Source organism: Paenibacillus sp. B2(2019), from assembly GCF_008370385.1.
Taxonomy (GTDB): domain Bacteria; phylum Bacillota; class Bacilli; order Paenibacillales; family Paenibacillaceae; genus Paenibacillus_AQ.
This window is the reverse complement of record NZ_VTZR01000021.1, coordinates 244,369-264,392: the sequence shown is the minus strand read 5'-3', so window position 1 is coordinate 264,392 and position 20,024 is coordinate 244,369. Positions and strand designations below refer to the sequence as shown.

Annotated in this window: 14 protein-coding genes; 1 reads left to right on the top strand and 13 read right to left on the bottom strand. The window is 46.7% G+C overall.

Going from position 1 to position 20,024, the window contains the following annotated elements; genetic code table 11:
* Nucleotide 1: 1 nt before the first annotated feature.
* From PAENI_RS20285 to deoC, 3 genes are all read right to left on the bottom strand, one after another.
* Entirely contained in the window at nt 2-1,201 is a 1,200-nt protein-coding gene (locus PAENI_RS20285) for a CynX/NimT family MFS transporter (RefSeq protein ID WP_149646522.1), read from the bottom strand.
* Between the two features lie 137 nt (nt 1,202-1,338).
* The gene (locus PAENI_RS20280) at nt 1,339-2,115 is read right to left on the bottom strand and encodes a DeoR/GlpR family DNA-binding transcription regulator (protein WP_042185310.1); all 777 of its coding nucleotides are present in this window, start codon (nt 2,113-2,115) and stop codon (nt 1,339-1,341) included.
* A 52-nt stretch (nt 2,116-2,167) separates the two neighbouring features.
* Nucleotides 2,168-2,833, bottom strand: a complete 666-nt coding sequence (gene deoC / locus PAENI_RS20275; RefSeq protein ID WP_149646521.1) for a deoxyribose-phosphate aldolase — start codon at nt 2,831-2,833, stop codon at nt 2,168-2,170.
* Between the two features lie 566 nt (nt 2,834-3,399).
* On the opposite strand from deoC, the gene PAENI_RS20270 reads away from it, so the two are divergent.
* The gene (locus PAENI_RS20270) at nt 3,400-3,837 is read left to right on the top strand and encodes a hypothetical protein (protein WP_149646520.1); all 438 of its coding nucleotides are present in this window, start codon (nt 3,400-3,402) and stop codon (nt 3,835-3,837) included.
* A 61-nt stretch (nt 3,838-3,898) separates the two neighbouring features.
* Here the strand turns inward: PAENI_RS20270 and PAENI_RS20265 are convergent, their stop codons facing one another.
* The 10 genes from PAENI_RS20265 to PAENI_RS20225 form a co-directional block, all read right to left on the bottom strand.
* Entirely contained in the window at nt 3,899-5,107 is a 1,209-nt protein-coding gene (locus tag PAENI_RS20265; protein ID WP_188114630.1) for an MFS transporter, read from the bottom strand.
* A 617-nt stretch (nt 5,108-5,724) separates the two neighbouring features.
* Nucleotides 5,725-6,822, bottom strand: coding sequence for an InlB B-repeat-containing protein (locus PAENI_RS20260; protein ID WP_149646518.1), 1,098 nt, complete (start codon nt 6,820-6,822; stop codon nt 5,725-5,727).
* Nucleotides 6,823-6,861: 39 nt separating this feature from the next.
* Complete coding sequence (locus tag PAENI_RS20255) at nt 6,862-11,370, bottom strand: S-layer homology domain-containing protein (RefSeq protein ID WP_149646517.1); 4,509 nt, start codon at nt 11,368-11,370, stop codon at nt 6,862-6,864.
* A 353-nt stretch (nt 11,371-11,723) separates the two neighbouring features.
* The gene (locus PAENI_RS33075) at nt 11,724-12,743 is read right to left on the bottom strand and encodes a right-handed parallel beta-helix repeat-containing protein (RefSeq protein WP_486187765.1); all 1,020 of its coding nucleotides are present in this window, start codon (nt 12,741-12,743) and stop codon (nt 11,724-11,726) included.
* Between the two features lie 959 nt (nt 12,744-13,702).
* Nucleotides 13,703-13,861 carry a hypothetical protein gene (locus PAENI_RS33070; protein ID WP_188114628.1) on the bottom strand — a complete coding sequence of 53 codons (159 nt, stop codon included), beginning with the start codon at nt 13,859-13,861 and terminating at the stop codon, nt 13,703-13,705.
* Nucleotides 13,862-13,894: 33 nt separating this feature from the next.
* Nucleotides 13,895-14,710, bottom strand: a complete 816-nt coding sequence (locus tag PAENI_RS20245) for a carbohydrate ABC transporter permease (protein WP_149646515.1) — start codon at nt 14,708-14,710, stop codon at nt 13,895-13,897.
* On the bottom strand, nt 14,707-15,600 hold the full coding sequence (locus PAENI_RS20240; protein WP_262495675.1) for a carbohydrate ABC transporter permease: 894 nt from the start codon (nt 15,598-15,600) through the stop codon (nt 14,707-14,709). Before PAENI_RS20240 ends, PAENI_RS20245 begins: the two co-directional genes overlap by 4 nt.
* 64 nt (nt 15,601-15,664) lie before the next feature.
* Nucleotides 15,665-17,032 carry an ABC transporter substrate-binding protein gene (locus tag PAENI_RS20235; RefSeq protein WP_188114627.1) on the bottom strand — a complete coding sequence of 456 codons (1,368 nt, stop codon included), beginning with the start codon at nt 17,030-17,032 and terminating at the stop codon, nt 15,665-15,667.
* Nucleotides 17,033-17,144: 112 nt separating this feature from the next.
* A complete protein-coding gene (locus PAENI_RS20230) occupies nt 17,145-18,290 on the bottom strand; it encodes an ABC transporter substrate-binding protein (RefSeq protein WP_262495674.1) in 1,146 nt (381 codons plus the stop codon).
* Nucleotides 18,291-18,453: 163 nt separating this feature from the next.
* Nucleotides 18,454-20,022 carry a response regulator gene (locus tag PAENI_RS20225; RefSeq protein ID WP_149646511.1) on the bottom strand — a complete coding sequence of 523 codons (1,569 nt, stop codon included), beginning with the start codon at nt 20,020-20,022 and terminating at the stop codon, nt 18,454-18,456.
* Nucleotides 20,023-20,024 lie beyond the last annotated feature (2 nt).

Here is a 20,024-nt window from a genome sequence, read left to right as displayed (position 1 = left end):
TTTATACATACTTATCTCGGCCAGACAACATTCCAAACATCGTAACTACTCCAGAGATAACGATCAGTGTGATCAGTGGAATCGTCCACACTTGGGTCATATCGTATAAATAACCAATCAATATAGGCCCTATGGCTGCAAGCATATATCCCGTGGATTGAGCCATTCCAGATAATTCTGCAGCTTGATTTCCGTTTCGGGCACGAATTCCGATATAACTTAGCGCCAATGGGAAATTCCCTCCCAAAGCGATACCAATTAAGATAATACTTAGGATCATTATGGGGTAAGATGAGCCCATCCATAGGCCACCATAACCAACAATGGAGCACATGCCTAATGCGAATGCAATCCATACTTGAGAGCGTAGTCGTCCTGCAAGAATAGGAACAAGAAAACTAACAGGTACGCCAACAATTTGTGTGAAGGATAATAACCAGCCTGCTGTACCCCTACTTATGCCATAGTTATATAAGATTTCAGGTAACCAAGACATCGTTATATAAAATAATGAAGACTGAAATCCCATGAATAGCGCTATTTTCCAAGCGAGTGGTGAACGCCAGATTTGCTTAGCACTGATCCTTACACTTTTCACTGCGTTATCTTTGGCTGGATTTAATCTAATTAGAAGGATCCATACCACGATCGCTATGATTGTCGGAATTCCCCATACGATTAAGGCTCCGTCCCACCCAAGCTTTAGACCATGGGCTAGAGGAATACTAATACCTGATGCTAACGATGCGAACAATCCCATTGAAGTGGAATAGATACTTGTCATTAGACCGAACTTTTGTGGGAATTTCTCCTTCACAACTACCGGCAATAGAACATTTCCGATGGCTATACCTACTCCAATCAATAGCGTACCAACGAAAATAAAGAGTGTCATTGAAATGGAACGAATGCAAATTCCGACCAAAAGAATAACCAAACCTAACAATAGCGTCTTCTCGTTGGATAAACGAGCAGCGATTCTAGGAACGAGAGACGACATAACAGCGAAGGATATCAAAGGTATACTCATTAATAAACCTGCACTCCAGTGTGCAAGCCCCACATCTTCTTGAATAATGCCCACTAATGGACCTACCGATGTAATCGCAGGGCGTAAATTAAAGGCTACCAGAACAATCCCCGAAATGAGTAAAATGATATATAACGAATTCTTGTTGTCTTGTGTCTGTGGTGAATGCAAAAACTAAATCTCCCCTCAACTAATCAAATGCCAAATGATCTTCAGAATGTAGCATTAGTTATAACATATAAGAAAGTAGTTTAAAAGTATAAAAACAAACAGCGCGCACCGATTGAGTATCGGCACGCGCTGAATTTCTAAGCTAGATAAAGAGAAATATTTAATTGTTTGATTTTCTCAATCCACTCTTCTGATAAACCTCTATCGGTTACAATCGCATCAAAATCATTTAACGAAGCAAAGTAAGTGGATTTAACCATATCAAACTTAGAGGAATCAATCACTAAAATTTTCTCAAGAGCACAATTAATTGCCGCATTCTTTGTGTCCACTTCACAACTGTTCGTGCAAGTAATGCCTAATTTAGCATTAACTCCAGCAGCAGAAATAAATGCTTTTGTTGTTCGTGTTCTACTTATTAAATCCAACCCTTCTCTGCTTTCAAACATTTGAAGTTCTGGACGGTAATGACCACCAATAAGAATAAAATCCTTAAATCCTTTTTTATGAATCTCAATTAATGCGTTCATAGTACAGCAAACAATTTCCACAGAATGATTTGACGGAATATGTTCGATGATTTGAGCGGTTGTTGTACCAATATCAATAAAAATAATATCGTTAGGCTCGATTAGTGAAGCTGCTAACTTACCTATATTATATTTTTCTGATGCTCGATTATTTTTTTGAGTTGTCAAATCATATTCATCTTGTTTATTCTCATTAGGGTCAGAACCATTATAAATAACCGCACCTGAAACAACTTGAACGATTTTATTTTCTTTTAGATATTTAATATCTCGGCGAACAGTCATTTCTGTGACATCAAGTTGATGTGAAAGTTCTTTGATGGATGCGCCACTTTTATTTTTTAGGATTGATACAATTGTATTTACTCTCTCTTGCTTATCCATACCGGTTCATCCTAACTACTAATAATAAAGTATAATTATCAGAATACCATATCTAATACCCCAATACTTCCTGCCCTTTTACAATTTTAACGATGGCACTAGTTCCTAAACGGTCTGCGCCCAAATCGATAAATGCTTTAGCATCATCCAAAGAGCGAATGCCTCCAGCTGCTTTAATCTTCACATTCTGACCTATGTTCTGTGCAAACAGGCTGACATCCTCTTTAGTTGCTCCAGCTTTTGAAAATCCAGTGGATGTTTTGATATAATCAGCACCAGCTTTTGTAACAAGCTCACATACTTTCACTTTTTCCTCTTGGGTGAGCAAACAGGTTTCAACAATAACCTTTAATACTCTACTTCCACATGCATTTTTAATGGCACGTATTTCGTCGCAAACTTCCTCATAACGTCCACTTTTTAAGAAGCCCACATTGATCACCATATCAATTTCCGATGCTCCATTTGTAATTGCGTCCGTTGCTTCAAATACTTTAACAGCTTGTGTACTATAACCATTCGGAAATCCGATAACTGTACATATTGCTATTTTGCCTTCAACATAATTTGAAGCTTCTCTAACATAAGCACTTGGGATACAAACACTGGCCGTCTGGTATTTCATCGCATCGTCACATAAATTCTTTATATCATCCCATGTAGCAGTAACATCAAGGAGGGTATGATCTACTTTTCCTAATATATCTTTAACATCCATTCTGTTCACTTCTCCCTTAATAATTAATTATAAAACATTTAAAATGTTAATATTCTAACAATTGTTATTGCACTACAAAAAAACTAGTTTTTCCATAGCCATTGATGGATGAATAACCGACCTCTGAGTGCGTGCAACTGCAACTAATTAGTGCTCCTAATATGTATCGGTATAAGTTGCAATTCCTCTGTTTCCGCTACAAATCAGGTTTTTCCCCAATAACTCACAGGAACTATTACTTATTCTGAATCACACTCCTCCTTCTAATAACTCTAGGATATTTCATTTGTTATATTACCAATATATATTGTTATATTAATAACATATGTTTGAATTATAACACAATTATAAATATAGTCAATTATAGTAAAGTTGAAGCCCTTATTCGCGTCATACACCAATACATAGGCAGGAGCATAGACTTTAGGTATCTGTTAATTAGAGGTATCTAAGGAGGTTAATAAGTGGGATATTTTTACTTCAGAAATCCGTACTATATGTGCCCATGTCGTAGTTCCCCCCCATTCCAACCAATGACTCCAGGTGGCATGCAATCAGGCGGACCCATGCCCATATATCCTGGAAGCGGCACCCAACAACCAGGAATGCAGACGCATTCTAGTGGTGGCCCAGTATTTGCATATCTAACCATCACTGATATTCAACCTTTCCTCGGAAAATGGGGGATTTTCACCTTAAGTAGTGGTCAAAAGGTTGTAGCCTATGTCAATACAGTTAATGCTGATTCAATTAGTGTGCTATTTGCAGATGGCAAAAGTGCTGTCATTGACGTAAAAATGATAGCCATGGCTGAAGGGCCGTTTCCCACAATGCCAGCTACTCCTGGTAGTGGATCTGGCGGGGGACCTGGTAGTGGTTCCGGTAGTGGCCCTGGTAACTGCACTTGGAAAAAAATCCCCGCCTTGGTTGGATTTGCATATAATAACTCACGATCCGTCTATGGAATTTTTCCTTCCGACGGATTTTTTGTGTTGTTTTACTAGATTACTTGTTGATATACGAAAAGGCCGCCGGATTATTTCCGACGACCTCTATAACTTCTCTTCAGGTTAAGTTATGATGCTGAGCAATAACCCCTTCTTGAGTTTGCTGATCCAACTTATAACATATCAAAGCAATCACGCATGCTGATATCGCCAGGATGGAAGCAGCTATAGGAAGGGAGATTAATCCTCCATGCTGGGCAACCACTCCACCAATTGCGGATCCTCCTGCGATTCCCAGGTTAGACGCTACTGGATTCAACGATGCAGCAAGGTCCTTCGATCTTGGTGAATACTGCTTGGCCAAATCTATCAAATAGAGCTGGGCTGGTGCGCTAACAATACTCGACATTACGGCTAGCATCATTAGTACGATCATTCCTAGAATCGAGATCGATGCGGTCAAACTAAAGATGATATAGACCACAGCTTGGATAAGAAATACGAATCTAAGCTTACTTACCGCATTTCCGGTTGCAACCTTGCCTCCAATCCAATTGCTGACAATCGTGGCAATCCCGTATACAAACAGTACGCCACTAACCGAGCCCTTAGGAATATTCATCACTTGCTCCAGTAATGGTGTGATGTACGTGTACATCACAAACACCGCTCCCACTGCCGTAACCGGAATGAGAAATGCAAGAATAATGCGTCCATTCGTGAGCAGTTCAATCTGATCTTTGAGTGAGCTAGGCACAGGCTTCGGTAGTTTGCGTGGAATATAGGCATAATTTAGCGCTATGGCAATTCCGGCTAATACCCCATTTAGAACAAATGCTGCAGGCCAGTTGAAATACTGCCCCACAAAAGTGCCGATCGGTACACCAAATACATTAGCAACAGCGAAACCGCTCAAAATTGTAGCGATCGCCTTGCCTCTTTTCTCCGGGTCCACCGCTTCATTCGCTACCGTAATGGCTACAGAAAGAACAAAACCACATAGTACGGCAGTAACTATTCTAGTCACTAGCAGCATACTGTAGGTTCCAGTTATAGCACTCCACAAATTCAGCAGCAGAATCAAAACAAGCGATACAAGAATCGTAATCCGTTTCGGGATACGGCTGAACAAAGACATCATAATGGGTGTGCCAATGGCATAAGCGATCGCGAAACCAGATACCAAGCCCCCGGCTGTCGCTAGCGTTACTCCGAGGCTCGAGGATATTTCCGAGAGTAAACCAACGATAATATACTCCGTCGTACCCAGAATAAAAGCCATAAAAGTAAACGAGAAAATCAATGCGTTATGTCGTGATGTTGTCATGGTGCTCTCCATCCTGTTTATCTCTATTTTTATAAGAACATACCTACTCATAATACTCATTCAGACTATATTGAGCAATCCTATTTTTTGTACCACAATGACGCACCACCCATTGCGCATAAAATAGAAGCTTCCCACAAGTTCAATGAACTTATGAGAAGCTTCTATTCATTTTACCTTATGTAGGAAAATGTAGGGAAATCGCTCCCCTTACAGCTAAACCCTTGTTACAGCAAGGTTTTTTTGCTGTATTACATCATGCCGCCGACATGCAGACCACGATTCATAACTTGCTGAATAAGTGGTACGTGGTCGTCGCCACGAGTATCCATTGTTAACGAGCAAAAATACAATAAACGGGTAGGGTCATGAGGGTAAGCGGCAAATACTTGCGCCATTTGGTTCGTATCTTTAGGGTCATTTTTGTACGAATGATATTGCTGGTTACAGTACGTTATTCGGACTTATCCGCAAGAGAACTAACTGATACGCAGAAGTAAAAAGAAAAAACGCATCAGCGGAAACGGGCGGACATGAATGGATCATGTCCCGCCCGTTTGCTTGCATTTCATTTTAGTTTCCGCTGCTAACCACCATATCGCCGGCTACTGATTACTTTAATTGCTAATTAACTCTTTTATTTTGTCCTTATTTGGTATCATTCTCATTCTAAAAAGCGCGTATTTAAGATTATGATTTGCTAGATCAATTTCCTCTTGAAGTGCGCTTGGGTTTTCGGATACTTCTTCAGCGTTTGCAAGAGCATCTAAGAACTCTGCTTTTCCTGTTTCTAGATATTGATCAACATTCAGTTTTTGGGCAAATTCAATATTGGCATCAAGCAAAGCTTTATTCACCTCAGGAGTACTTCGCAAAGCAAATTTAGCGTATACGGTAGAATTTGCGGTAACAGCTGTTTCGGTTGTAAATTCATGTTCAAATGTATTGTCGTCCAAAAACCAACCTTCAAATACAAAGCCGCCCAATAATGTTAATGTTGGAAGCATAGGTATTGTTTCACCATGCAAAATTCCCGTAATCGGGTTGACCGCACTACCTTCATTGACTTCGAAAGTTACAGTATGTCTTACTGAAGCTGAATCAATCCATTTAGCGTAAAGAATTGTATTTGCGTTTATTCGTGTTCGGTTAGTAAATTCATGAGCAAAAGTATTGTTGTCCTTGTACCAGCCTAAAAAAACATATCCATCTCTGGTTGGCGACGGCAGAGTAATGCTCGTATTCTTAGGTATCGCTGTAATCGAATCAACTACACTGCCACCGTTTGAGTTAAAGCTAATCGTATATTTAACCGGTTGAGCTTCTTTCGTATTATAAACCTCGAATTCGCAAATGCTTGGAATATCTCCTTCAGCCATTGCAACAAACTGTCGTACTTTTTGTGCCTGTACAGGTTCAAATGTAAATGCATTAGACCCTATAGCAAAGCCATCTGCATTAATCACATCAGGCAAGCTTGATGTGCATTCGACAGTCGTCGTTGTTCCAATCGTTTTGGGTAGGTCCAACCAACTAGATACAACATTCGTTGCATCATTTCCATTTAGGATTAGCTCTTCAGAAAGATATAATAAGCCCAAGTCCTCCTGGATGCCGTTATCTGGATTCATCGCATGTACAGAAGAAAAACTCGGGAAAATCGCTGCCATCAAAATAACCCCAGATAGTATCGTGCTAATCATTTTTATTTTCACTGCATTCACTCCCCGTAAATGTATTCCGGACGTTGGCGGTCATCTTTTATAAAAGTTATAAAGCACTACAGCTGCCTGCGCTCTGGTTGTCGTTCCTTTCGGATCAATTCCACTGCCGGTGCCCGATATAATTCCTTCTCTTACCAATGACGCTATGCTCTCTAATGCATAACCAGAAATTTTCTCCACATCGGCAAATGAATCCAAGTCAGACTTATCCCCTTGGCTAGGCGCTTTCCCTGCAATCTTCAACGCTCTATCTATCAGTACGATCATATCCTGTCTGCTAATCTCGGATTCCGGATAAAAATGATTGTTTCCTGCACCGGTTGCCAGGCCCAATGCCTTGGCTATTGCAATCTGCCTAAAATAGTGGGCATCCTCTGCCACATCATGAAAGTTATTGTTGGCATCAGCGCTAAGCTCCAAGATATCTACTAGCAGCTTCAAGAAATCCCCTCTAGTTATATTCTTTTCAGGTGAATAGCTAGTTTCACTTGTTCCATTTATTATGCCTTTGGATGCAAGTACCGATATCTGTTTTTCAGCCCATTTAACGTTTAATGTATCGTCAAATGTCTTCTTAACAAAACCTATCGCATAGGTTCCATTTGCTTGTCCTGATACTGTAACTGTTCCGGTTGCTGCATCATATTTGCCATTCGCTTTTATCACAATTGAACCGTCATTCGCTACTTCATAAACTACAATATGTTCAGAATCAGCCCATTCCTGTTCATTTGGATCATAATTTATAGACACTTTTGCGGTTGCATTTGTTTTTTTATGATTTTGCAAAAGTTTCACATCCACAATCGGTCTGTCTCCGACAAGTTGCTGTATCTCCTTATTCAAAAGATTTTTATCAGCAATACTTATGATCAAATCAATCTTGCTGTTTCTATCAGTTGCCAGCTCTTTTATGACATGATTCAGTAATGTAACGCTCCCAATTGCTGTTTCCAGCACAATATCAGCCTTTTCCTTTGCTGCCGAATCTAAAGGTATGGTTATCGTATATTGTTGTATATCTGCCTTGCTATTAAGACTTACAGTTATTTGCTTACTTCCATCTTTTTTGACCTCAGCAGCTTTTATAGCCGCATCCATATCCCGCTCACCGATCTCTAGAATTGCATTTCCGGCTTTGTTCGGTTTTAGATTTTCAACAACAATTCCGCCTTTCGATATTTCTGGTGTTGATGGTGTTGGCTGTGTTGGCTGTGTTGGCTGTGTGGGTTGTGTGGGTTGTGTGGGTTGTGTGGGTTGTGTCGGTTGTGTCGGTTGTGTTGGTTGTGTTGGTTCTGTTGGTCCTATCGGTGTATTCTCTACCCATCTCGCATACAGAGTAATGTTTCCCGTTACTTTGTCCGTTGAAAGATTCCATGCGTTTTTAAATGTCGATTCTTTATACCAACCGTTAAAGACATATCCTGTTCTGGCAGGAATGGGTGTCGTGATCGCGCTGCCGCTAGTAACATTTGTCAGGGTAGAAACATCGCTGCCACCATTGCTGTTGAATGTTACGGTATAGGTAGTTGGCGATGTCGTGCCCAAACGATCGATTGCACTTTGTAGTTCGATTTTTGCCAGATCGATTTCAGCCTGTAATACATTCACTTCAGCTAACGTTTCCTTCGCTACCGCCAATGCCTCCTGAAATACTCCCCATACTTCGTCGGGCACATCGCCTTGCGCGAAGTCCTCATATAAGTTATACAAGTGGTTCAATTCCGTCTTGTTGCCTGTAAAACTCAATAAATGCACTTTCCCAAGAAGGTTTTCATAGGCAGCCGTGATTTCTACTTCGGATGCATCATCCTTCATATAGATTACATATGCTTCTTCCAGCGCTTTTTCGATAGCTTCCTTGACCACTGGTACGAGATAGGGATATTCCAGCGTTAATTTCTGTTCTTCAACATAATCGATTAAATCCTTAATCTCCCTTTTGTCCGTAGATGCACTATTAACAGACTCTTCAATTCGGAAAGAATACACCTCTACATAGCGATTCGACGACGCTTGGTTTTTGCTGTCCTGCACCTCAATTTTGATCGTGTGCTGACCGCCTCCCAAATCTTCCGAACGGAACAACAAAGCTCCTGTTTCTCGGCTCGTCGAATACAGATCTACGTTCCTCACGTATTGGCCGTCGATATAGACATCGGCAATGCCGTGATCGTCGCCGATAACGCCATACCATTCGATGAAATTGCCTGTAAAGCTGTGACTAGCCGTTGCTCCCGCCACTGTTGAATCGATCGATTTATTGGAATCTCTAGTCGTCCACGTGCCAGTCTTCACGATAGCCGGGTCGTTTCCGTAGACCGTTGTCACTTTCGGCAGCACTTTGATCGTTATGAGCCTCTCCGCAACGATAGCCGCATTTGATTTGGCTCTGGCGACAACCTTAACCATTCCTGCAGTCTGATTGGATGTCAACAATCCATTAATGTCGATCGCGGCGAGAGTTGTGGCGCTGCCGTCAACGGTTGTGACAGACCATTCGACCGATTTGTCGCTTGCGTATTGCGGAATGACGGAAGCTATCATCTGCATAGACGATGATAATCCTATGTCATCGCTTTCGCTAGAAATCAGCACTTTTTTTACCGAATATATGTCTTCAGGCGGCTCACCGCTATTGTTATAAACCTTAAATGCATCCAATTGCGCCTCTTGGGCTCCGGACTTATACACCACTTTGATTTGATGGGTCCCGTATGACAGATCCGTCTTTTTGTAAGCTTCGAATTGGTTTTGTTCAGGTGTACCGTTAAAGGCCCCGCTGCCCGTAATTGTGCCCGTCACGATATCTCCATCCATATAGACGTCCATATTCACCGACCATGGCGCTTTTTTGCCGATAACACCAATGCCGGTACCCGTAAACTCAAATTCGACGGATGGTGATGCCGCCGTATTCTTGGAATAATGGGTATCATTGTTATAGTAACCGCTGTAGATGTCCGGGCCATAGGTCCAGCCGGTATCCTCCGAGTACTTGATCCGGGTGTCGTTATCGTTCACCAACACTTCCGGCTCGAGCTCTGCTTGATGGATCGCTTTCTTCAACGCAAAGAGAGCTTGAATGGTGGAATCACCGATCGTGCCGCCCTCCCACATTTTGATGTTAAGGGCAACGGGCACCTTTCTCTCTGACGCGCTTTTCACTTTGGCAATCAACGTATTCGTATTAACCGTCAGATCAATCGTTTCGTTCTGGCTCGTAATGCCCCAGTTATCGTTATTCAACATCGGCATCCCCACTTGCTGCAGGCCTGCTTCTCTGCCCACCTGGAATATACCGTCTGTCGTAGGCTCCGTGATGTCTCCCCAAGTGCCTTCGCCAAAAATCATATCTTGGAACTCGGTGATCTTCGTCCCTTCCCAGGAATTATAAGATACAATCCGATTCGGGTTGCCCGCCTTCGTCGCGCTGGCCATTCTCTCGAACGGCGCAGGATAATAGACGCAGCCATCGTCAAAAAACCAGCCGTCTAAATTCGTTCCAAGAGTTGTGCCTATCTCCGTAACGACTTGCTCCCAGTTATTAATAAATGTACTGCGATCCCCGACTCCGTATTTTGTAAAATCGTTTGGCCAATTTTGTTTCGCCTTCCAATCTGGCTCCTGCTGAATGCCTTGGTGGTAATACAAGTAAAAGTCGATGCCTCTGGCCTTGGCAGCCGCGGCGATTTCACCCACTAAATTGCGTTCCGTCGTCAGCGAAGAATTGCCCATGATGCCGTCAACCGCCTGTACAGGCATTTGCATTCTGTATTGCCACCATGTGATCGACCAGATGACGAAGTTTGCGCCCGTATCTTCCAACATGTCTACAAACGCTTCGACATCAAAATCATTCGTGGAATCTTCCGCGTTCTTTTTCGATCCGAATTGAGGGTACCCCCATGTGCCGTACTGGAAAAACAAACCGTAGCCGGAATTGGCGAATTCGGCCCGTTGCTCGCTAACATCGGCTTTATAAGAGGCCACCCTGTCCAAGTATGCCGCCTTGTCGGAAAGGCGAATCATATCGAGCCCTTTAATGGAGATATTCTGATTAGCACTTGTCACCTTCGTAAGCGTGATCGTACTTTCCCCTGGCGGGATTTTCAGTGCGCCGACTTCCGCTACTTCCCAACCATTATGGGATTTAGTAAAGTTCGTTTCTGTAGAGGATTGAGATTGCGTAACGGTCAGTTTGAACTGCGTGCCTGCCGATGCTTTTAAATGCAGCCAAGCAAAATAATCGGTCGTTTCGTTCAAATCCGAACGCACAGTCCATTTCAAACTATCGCTGCTTCTTGCACCAAAATTGTTGATCCAAAAATATTTTGGCACCCCGGCGTTAAATATGGTGATCGCATCGTCCCGTTCCGCAGCAGCAGCCGGCAACATCTCCAAATTATCGATCGTTCTTGCAGGGTTAAGCACAAACGGTCCGCCTTGCTGGGCTTGTGCCGACACATTCGCCGCCGGCAGGAAAGGAAGTACCAAAACTAACGTCAATACCATTGCCAACCACTTTTTTGCTCTCATTTTCCATTCGCCTCCTTCTTATTTTCATTCATGATAGAAGCTAATCCTTTATGACATAACAGTTGCACCTCCCTTCAGTTAATTGAAAGTGCTTTCCATTAGCGGCATTAAGCAAGGATATAGTGAGAACGTCTCAACGATTGGCTTCGTGCTGCTAGAATAAAAGTGGACAACAATTAACAGACTTGCAGATTATGAGACTACGGAGGTTTGTTCATAAGGGGGAGGATCGAGTGATAGGCGATTTGGAAGAGACAGCGGTCCATCCATTCTGTTATTCCAACGAAATACGGGTTCGATCTTACGAAATACCCTCGTTAGCGGAATGAATGTCCACGTCTTCCTCTCCGAAGTCAGCCGAAGTCAGGGAAATCATCTTCCAAGCCGAAACGATCCATCGGGAAGTTTCGGAATCCAAGCGCCAGTGCGGGGGATTCCGGTCTAACGCGATAATCTCCTCCCTCGGGATCGATGAACAACGGGGCACCGAATACAGAATGGACATCCCAACCCAGCGCCTGCCACTCGGACCATTCGTACGTTTCGGTCCGGCTCCCTAGTGGACGGTAATGAACGGTAGCAAGAAACCGTCCCACATCGTTGTAGAACACATTGCCATCCAGCTCCCGCACCCATCCGCCATGAGCGGGAGGGCCGATGAACTCATACAATACGCCTTTGGAAGCACCTTTCTGGAAATCGATGTCGACCTCTGGGTTATCCCATTCACTGTTCGCGACAACGATGTTCCGGATGAATCGGTCGCTGTTCCCCTCGTATCCGATATGGATGCCGGGAGGATTAGCACCATTCACGAAAATATTGTTTTCGACCGTTCGGTGATCGCCTTCCCGAAGTTTAATCGATACCCCGATGCACAAGTTTTCCCGCACGACGTAATTGGAGGAGCCGTCATCCAGATCGATGCCCCATCCTTTTCGGTCACGGAACCGATTGCTCTGAATGACGACCGGATTCTGGGCATCTAGACAGACATCTCCTGCGCCATGCGACGCGGGTCCGTGGGATTGGGACAGGCACCAGAATCGGTCTCGTCCCCATGAATTGAAGGGGCCGTGATCGCCGGTCTCTCTAACCGTGTCGTAGATATCATTAAACTCAATGATGTGCCCGCCCCAAGTGCCGTCGTTTATGCAGATAGCTGCTCGCGGCAGTCGGAATATTTCGTTATGGCTGATGACATTGTCTCTACTGACCGAGATGAACACGCCGGCCGTCTGCTTCCCGTATACGCCGATATCGTGAATTTTGTTGTTGCTGACCGTAATTTCGGCAGGGTAAGCATGTTGGCTACCAAGCGTGAGCGGCTTAGAGCCGACCAGACAAATGCCGCTTTCTCCGATGTCATGCATCCAACAGCCATGTACCCGGTTCCCCCGGTTGTAAAGGTTCATGAACACGGCATTTCCCCCCACCGCGTCGAAACGGCAATATGCAATCTCGCAATGCTCCGCCCCTTCCAGAAAGACGGCTCCTCCCCTGTGGATAGTCCAGTCTCCTAGCGAGGGCGCCTCGTACGCTTGAAGGTAAGTCGGTGCCGTATGCCTAAAGGTTAGTCCGTTAAATATTACATGCTGGACGGGATTCCGCTGCGTTCCTCTGCATAAGACGATGCTCTCCAAGACTGGCACTTCCACAATGGAAGTACTGAGATCGATGCCATCATGCGGATAATAGTAGAGAAGGCCGCATTCCCGGTCCGCATACCATTCGCCCGGCGCATCTAGCTCCTCGAACACATTCTCAATGTAATAATCGGAATGCTGGTCAATGCCGGTGGCATCGGCTCCTTGCATAATGTCGTTAATCTGATAACCGCCGTCGCCGAGACGGATGAAGCCCGCTTCGCGGTCGACTTTTTTCACGCGCCATTGCAGGTTGCCCCATCGATTTTTACCGAAGATGTGCACGACCGCATCTTCCGGATGCGCCCATTCCTTGCCGGTAAATGTGACGGGATCGAAGGCGAATTCAGCATGAGGCCACGTAGCCGGTTCACGAAGAGGACGCAAATAAGTAGGTTCGCCATTTAAGGTATTCGGATAGCGGGCCCGTGTCTGCCTCGCGCCATTAACGTACAGCTCGGTGAACAAGCTCTCCTTCGAGACGCCTCGCCACTCCGGGATTTCGCATACCCAAATGCCATCCCGGTACGGCTCCCATTTCCCGCGCAGCCGCATGCCTCCGCTAACGACGGGACGCTCGCCTGGGTAGGCCCGGTAGCGAATCGGGGCTTCTTCCGTCCCGGAATCCTCCGCCGTCAGCACGAACGGTTCGCCCACGTAATACGTGCCCTCCCGAAGCCAAACCGTTACCGAGCACACTCCCGCAGTTCCCGTAATTCTAAGTTCCCTTCTTGCCCGATCCAAGGTGGCGAACGGCTCGCTCTCTGTTCCCGGAGCGCAGTCGTCCCCATACGGACTAAGGTAATAATTGACCTGCGTCTGTTCTTCGTGTCGCATCGTTCCATCCTCCTAAACGTGTTGGCTACACAAGCATTTACCTAATCTTTTACTGCTCCAGAAGTAATTCCACTTGTTATGAACTTCCGCGCAAACGTAAAGATGACGACACCCGGCATCCCCAGTACAACTAGCGCCGCGTTGAATTTCCCCAGGTCGGCGGGAGAGAAGCCGAATAAGCCCTTTAGCGTATTGACGGCAACCGTAGCGGTCAGCATGGACTTATCCGTCAGGAACATAAGCGGGAGCAGAAAATCTTGGAACGACCACATGATCGAAAGCACTCCGAGATTAATTAACGCAGGAATGGATAGCGGCAAATAAATGTGTATGAAGGCCTGCATCTTGGAAGCCCCGTCAATTGAAGACGACTCCATCAGCTCAGGTGGCAAATTGTCGTAGTAATTCCGCAGCATCAGGACAGCGAACGGCAATGTAAGAACCGCTTCCGAAAAGATGACAGACCAAAGTGTATTGTAGAGATCCAAATTTTTTAGAATGTAATAAAATGGAATCAAGATGACAACACCAGGTACTGCCAGACATAGTAGAACCGCTATGTAAATAGCTTCCTTCGCGAAAAAGCGAAGCTTGGAGAAAGCGAAGGCAGACAGCGCACCTATCGACAGCAGCAGAAACGTCGAGCCGATCGCAATAAGCGCCGAGTTCCGGAAAGTACCTATAAGCGAAATGCCGTTCAAATCACTAGTGAACAAATCTACGTAATTCTGAAACCCGTTCACTTTTAGCGAATTGCGGATAGCGGTATAAAACGGAAACACCCAAACAAGAGCGAAAGCATACAAAAATATGCTAATGATTCTTTTCTGCTTGCGGTTTGCGAGAGAAAAATTCATGCCCTTGCCCCCTTTCCCGTCCGAGGACGATAAGCGATAAGCTGGATGACGGATATCCCCAGAGCGATAAGGAGCACGATGACGGACGCCGCGCAGACATAACCGATATTCGCGCCAGCAGACCGGGCAAAGGAATAGATATAAACACTCGAATTTTCCGTTGTACCCGCCGGGCCGCCTTGTGTAAGCAAGAACACCCTCTCGAATTCTCGGAAGCTCCCGAGCAACGTGGACAGTATTATCGTCTTGTGGGCGTTCTTGAGGAGCGGAAACAAGACGTTCCATAACATGCGCCCAAATCCAGCCCCATCGATGACGGCTGCTTCGAGTATGCCAGTATTAATCGTAGTCATATCCGCATTATAGTACATCATAGACAGCCCGATTAGAAACACGGAGATGGAGATGACGGACATGTAAGCGAGCGAAGGATCGCTTAACCACCTCTGGGCAAGGAAATCAAGACCGATACCGTGTAGCAGCTGATTCAGCGTGCCAAAGCGAAACTCCAGCATGATGGAGAATACCATCGCGATCAGGGCTAGCGGCATGAAAGACGGAATAAAAAACAGCGAGCCAAGCAGCTTGGAGCCTCTAATTCCCATGTTCAATATGACAGATATCAAAAATCCGACCGACAAGCTGATAAGAATAGCTGCCGCCGAATAAATCAAATTATTGACAATTGAACGCAAAAATCTGTTATCCGACAATGCGGTGACATAGTTGTCCCAACCTACGAACGTCGCATCCCTGAACGATAGCGTCTGGTCGTAGAAGCTGGCATTCACGATAAAATAAAATCCATAGACCAAAAACACAGCAAACAAAATCAGCAGCGGCGCGATAAACATAAACCCGACAACATGTTCTCTGCCTGAGATTTTCATAAGATGCACTCTCCCTGGTTAGCAAGCCTGGAGCTGCAGGTGACCTGCAGCTCCGGCATTGCTATCATTCGTTCGGGTATTTGCCCGTCTGGAATTCTTGTTCAATGGCCTTGGCTGTCTCTTCAGGCGTCTGGCTGCTTATGAGCAGCTTCTGAAGTTGTTGTCCCGCGACATCAGAGAACGGAGAATTGTTGTTCCGGTCGGCCGTCGGGAAGCTGAGCAAATCAGATACTATCTTATAGGATTGTTGCGCCGTCGGCGTCGTCAGCAGAGAAGCATCCGGTGCAAAGCTCGTCTTGTTGGTCGAGAAGGCGAACGTTGAGGCGAGCATGTCGTTGCCTTCGCCGAATACGAGGAAGTCAATCAGCTGCATTGCTTCCTTCGGATGTGTGGAGTGCGCCGGAATGGCGATACCGAGATCAATGAAGGATCGGATCGACGGTTTCCCGTTTGCCTCGATAGCCGGGATCGGCAGAACGCCTACGTCGCCCACATCCACTTGGTTGGACTTGCGGAAGCTCTCCAGCAGCAGGTTCGCCTCCCAAGTTCCTTGGATAAAAAATGCCGCTTGGCCGGACGTAAAGGCGGTACGGGAAGACGTATAGTCCATATCGAGCACGTCGTCTTTGCTTATGATGCCATCATCGAAAATTTTCTGGAAGCCAGCAACTGCCTGCGTAAACTCAGGTCCGTCCAGCTTCTTGCCGTTGTATCGCCACTGGTTGAACAGGTCGGATTGTTGACCGGCGATCGTCCAGACGAGCTCATCCATAATCCATGCGTCCTTGCCACCGACGGCTACAGACAACTTGTCGCTCTTCGTCTTGTGAAGCTTATCAGATACGGCCTTCCACTCCACGTAGGTTTGCGGTGCCGGCAGACCAAGCTCATCCAAAATGTCTTTGTTGTAATACATAACCATCGAGCCGACGGAAGCCATCGGCAAGAACTTCAGGTTGTCTGCCTGGGACTTCGCCTGCGCAACGCTGTTCTCGCTAATGACCGATTGCCAATCCGGCCGCGCTTCGGATAGTAGCTCCTCTAGCGGCAGCAGATCCGCCTGAATTTGCTTCGGCATCGCCCCGGTTTGAACGCCTACGACATCTAGGTTTTCCTGCGTGCTGAGCGCCAGCGGCATCTTCGTCTGGAAGTCTTTGCTCTCCATGACCGTAAGCTCGACTTTAATGCCCGGATGCGTTTCCTCGAATTTCTCGATAACTGGCTTGTAGAGATCCGCGGACGGATGCCACGTCCAAAACTTCAATGTGACGGTTTCCTCGCTGCTCGCCGTCGCGGACGGCTTGTCGCTTTCTGCTGACGCACTGGCTTCGGGCTTATCGCCCCCGTTCGATGTGCCGCATGCGACCAGCGTCATGGCAAATACGAGGAGCGTACTTAGCAGAGAATAAGTTTTGTTGACTGGTTTCTTCATGGATAATCCCCCTTCTAGCATGTATGAAGCGCTTGCAAAGCAATCGTAACATGCACCGAAGGGGGCGCCCATGGACATTCCACATGAGTTGATATGGAAATCTTACATCGTTTTAGCGGGGATATTGGAACTCGGGGATGCCGCGGTCGATCGCAGCCTGCTTGCGGTAATTGTCCATGCCAGAGAGCGCCTCCCGTGTCGTAATGGTGCCCGTCATCGCTTGCTGGACCCACTTGGCCATCTCGTATTGGCTGTAACCTACGATAAACGGAGTGATGGAGGGAGAACTGAGACGAACGATCTGCTCCTTATTCTCCACATATTGAGGCGTTGGTTGATTTGTCGTCACGCTGCCGAAATACGTTCCCGTCTTCAGATTACGGTAAATATTATTCAAGACGGCTGGCTGTGCAAGGAAACGGGTGAACTGCATCGCTTCCTTGGCATGGCTTCCGTTTTTGTTCACCATAATCATGGCTGCATTCGGTCCTTCGTACAGCTTGGCGTCCTTACCGCCTACAAAGAGTGGCATTAACCCGAAATCGCCTGCCAATCCGGGATACTTTATCTCCAGATCGGAATACAAATATACGTCCCATGACATGACCATGGCGTAATCACCGCTATGAAGCGCGGCCGGCAAGCCGTCCCAGTTGTTGTTCGAAGAATCGCTGCCGAAATACCCGCGGACATACATCGTCCTGTACCAATCGACAACTTCCTGGACAGCCGGCACGTCGGCCAAATTCACTTTGTTCGCATTAAGTGCTTCCACCAATCCCGGCGTCCGTTCGGCTGAGTAATCCATGCCGAATTGAGGCATTAGCGGCCATACGTCTTTGCTAGCCAAATAGACCGGAACGATGCCTGCCTCTAACAGCCTCTCGCACAGGGAAAAAAATTCCTCCTGCGTCTCAGGAACCCGCAAGCCCAGATTTTCAAATATGCGTTTATTATACAAAGTCCCGCTGGTGGAAGCCTCCCATAAGGGCAAGCCGTATAACCTGCCGTCCTTGGACAGGCGCGGCTTCACCTCGTCGGTCAGGTCCGCCACCCAGTCCTCACTGCTCATATCGACGAAGTTACGCTCAGGATGCAAGTCGCTGAGTGCAGCTCCCCCGAAGTGCATAACCAGGTCCGTAATTTCGCCAATCGCGACTCTCTTGCTGATTAATGTATCGACTGTGTCGATCGGAAGAGCCTGCAGCTCAATCCGGTTGCCGGTCTGCTTCTCATAGAGCGCAATGGCCCGCTTCATAATCGGCTTGACCGTCCAATCCTGGTTGGCCATCAGCGTAAGCGTAACCGGCCGCGTCTTACCCATTACGCCCTCCGGCTCATTTCTATCTGCGCTGCAGCCGAAGAGGAAGAGCGCAGTAAAGACGAGCAGTAACCCTACGAAAACACGGAAGAACCACACATTATATACCCCCGCTATGCCCATCCTTCTCCCGCCTCTCCTTGTATTCCCTCGGGCTGAGCCCTGTCGCGTTTTTGAATACCTTGCTGAAATACAGACTGTCTTCGTAGCCGACAAGCTCCGCGATCTGGCGGAGCGACAGTTCCGGTCGTTCAAAGATGAGCACGATTGCTTTGTCGATGCGAAGCTTCGATAAATATTTTCCAGGTGGCATGCCGAAGACTTCGCTGAACACGTTGGAGATATACGTCTTGTTATAGCCGAACACTAGCTGAAGCTCGTCGCTGCCGATCGGCTCCATCAAGTGTTCATCCAAGTAACGTCGTACGTCCTCCATCAAATCTTTCGCCGAACGATCCGGACGGTTCTTGACCAAAGACGCATATCCTTCCTTCATATATCCGCAGAACTGCTTTACCGCTTCATCCAGCGTTCGGCAACCGGATACAAGCTCGTTCGCATCGAAAGCGGCAATTGTCGAAGCGATTTCCTTTGGCCAATACGTTTGGAAGGAACGGACGATCGCTGCGAATAAGCTCTCCACCTCGAGCTGCCCGTAGCCTTCTTTACGCCACTCTCTTACCCATCCTTGCATAGCCTTCTCGAACGTTTCATAGTTGGCCGAATGGGCCAAACTACGGCAGGCCTGATCCAGCTCAGACGACAAGACGAAGCCAGGACGCCGCATATCACCTTGCATCCATACGCGCGATTCACCGAACCTCGTCTCGCGGGCCAATGCTTCCCTGAGAGTACGAAGCGTAACCGCGAGCCTCTCCACGGTAACGGACACGGAGACGGCCATATTAACGGCCCCTTCATCCGTTTCCGCATGGGACGCCCATGTTGCCAGCATGGATTCCGCAACCTCCCGGTGAACGGCTCCCGATTGCGGATCCATCAAGGCGCGAACCACGATTCTCTCATTCGACGCCCATCCGCTTATCCACCATACGGGATCCGCCTTCCATTCGGGGCTAATCGCCGCCTCCATGGCATCATCATCCCATCGGCGATAGAGATCGCCGAGCGAAGATAGCCGATCTTCCCATGCGCCCGTCCGGTAGGATCCTCTCCTTATGAGCAGCAACTGATAATGTAGATATCCCGGATTCGCGGGTTGTTCCTCTCCGAAGTCGTCGGCCAGCTGCAATGCCCGCTTCATATAGGCTCGTTCCGCTTTAGATTTGCGCTTGCGAAGCATAACGGATGCTTTGGCCAGCGCTTGCTCCAGGTGGTCTTCCTTCAGCGGCTTGAGCAAATAATCCCATGCGTTCTGCTGTAGGGCTTCCCGGGCATAGTTAAAGTCGCTGTAGCCGGACATGATGATGCATGGGATCTCGTACCCTCTCTCGGACAGCTCCCTCATGAATTGAAGTCCGTCCATAACCGGCATCCGGATATCTGTCACGATCAAGTCCGGCTTTGCTCCGTCCTCTAGCATCTTCAGCGCCTTCGCCCCGTTGAACGCCGTATGCGACACGACAAAACCTTGGGAAGAAGACTCGATCATTCCCTTAATCATATGAAGGATGGGCGGTTCGTCTTCGATCAGCATCATTCGGTTCATCC

Bases quoted from the DNA above. Each gene is read 5' to 3' on its own strand.
- PAENI_RS20240 (WP_262495675.1), bottom strand. From the start codon at position 15,600: ATGAAAATCTCAGGCAGAGAACATGTTGTCGGGTTTATGTTTATCGCG.
- PAENI_RS20270 (WP_149646520.1), top strand. From the start codon at position 3,400: ATGCCCATATATCCTGGAAGCGGCACCCAACAACCAGGAATGCAGACG.
- PAENI_RS20225 (WP_149646511.1), bottom strand. From the start codon at position 20,022: ATGAACCGAATGATGCTGATCGAAGACGAACCGCCCATCCTTCATATG.
- PAENI_RS20235 (WP_188114627.1), bottom strand. From the start codon at position 17,032: ATGAAGAAACCAGTCAACAAAACTTATTCTCTGCTAAGTACGCTCCTC.
- PAENI_RS20255 (WP_149646517.1), bottom strand. From the start codon at position 11,370: ATGAGAGCAAAAAAGTGGTTGGCAATGGTATTGACGTTAGTTTTGGTA.
- PAENI_RS20245 (WP_149646515.1), bottom strand. From the start codon at position 14,710: ATGAATTTTTCTCTCGCAAACCGCAAGCAGAAAAGAATCATTAGCATA.
- PAENI_RS20265 (WP_188114630.1), bottom strand. From the start codon at position 5,107: ATGACAACATCACGACATAACGCATTGATTTTCTCGTTTACTTTTATG.
- PAENI_RS20230 (WP_262495674.1), bottom strand. From the start codon at position 18,290: ATGAAGCGGGCCATTGCGCTCTATGAGAAGCAGACCGGCAACCGGATT.
- PAENI_RS20280 (WP_042185310.1), bottom strand. From the start codon at position 2,115: ATGGATAAGCAAGAGAGAGTAAATACAATTGTATCAATCCTAAAAAAT.
- PAENI_RS33075 (WP_486187765.1), bottom strand. From the start codon at position 12,743: ATGCATGACATCGGAGAAAGCGGCATTTGTCTGGTCGGCTCTAAGCCG.
- PAENI_RS33070 (WP_188114628.1), bottom strand. From the start codon at position 13,861: ATGGAACGATGCGACACGAAGAACAGACGCAGGTCAATTATTACCTTA.
- deoC (WP_149646521.1), bottom strand. From the start codon at position 2,833: ATGGATGTTAAAGATATATTAGGAAAAGTAGATCATACCCTCCTTGAT.